Consider the following 813-nt stretch of genomic DNA (forward strand, 5'->3'; position numbering starts at 1 on the left):
GCATTGAGCGCACGCACCCGCTGCGCCAGCCCCGCCTCCAGTTGGCGCCAGTCTGCTGCCGGGATGACACGCGGGATGGTATCGAACGGAATCAGGCGCTCGGCGCCGGAGTCGTCACCGTAGACGGCGAAGGTGATACCGACGCGATGGAAGAGCTGGTTGGCTTCTTCCCGTTTTCGCGCCAGCATTTCAGGAGGCTGGGCCTGCAGCCAGTTGGCAAAGTGCTGGTAATGGCTGCGTACCGCACCGCTGGATAGCAGCATTTCATCGTGATGCCCGGGCTCGGGCAGGGTCAGCGCGTGCATGGTGTGCTCCCGGTAGGCTCTTGACTGGGAGTTCAGCAAGCGCCATGCCAGCTATTGGCCGGGTTAAAGCACATCGTAGACAGACAGAGGGGGCGATAGTGGTGCATGGCAAGGCATGTGCACCACTGCGGCGCACCGCATCAGCGGCGGCGGGTGTCCTCGATATCGGCCAGCAGAATGTTCAGTGCACCGGACGACAGTTTGAGCTCCAGCAAGGAGACGCCCAGCGAGGCGATCATGAGCGCGAGGCTGGCACCGAAGCTGTAGTGAGCCAGCGTTTCCCAGCCCAGATAGATCTTGAGCATGGCGACAACACACAGAAACAGGCTGGCGACGCCAAGAAACTGCATTTGCTGGATCAGCCATACCCGGCGCCTGAGGCTGGAGATCTGCAGCAAAATCTTGGGGTCGGGTGCCCGCCGATAGTCGTTGTACAGATTGCGTATGGTGGCCGCCAGCCCCAAAAAGCGGTTGGTATAGGCCAGCAGCAGCAAGGAAATGGCCGGGA

The 813-nt window shown here is 61.5% G+C and carries 1 protein-coding gene and 1 pseudogene; both read right to left on the reverse strand.

Translation table 11 applies throughout. The features are described from left to right. Positions 1 to 305 (reverse strand): annotated as a pseudogene (locus tag EGI20_RS18895) (circularly permuted type 2 ATP-grasp protein); the annotation flags it as partial. A gap of 140 nt (positions 306 to 445) precedes the next feature. Further along, the coding region (locus EGI20_RS18900; RefSeq protein ID WP_498633241.1) for a DUF2721 domain-containing protein at positions 446 to 813 on the reverse strand (368 nt) is incomplete at its 5' end.

Source organism: Aquitalea sp. S1-19, assembly GCF_024343515.1.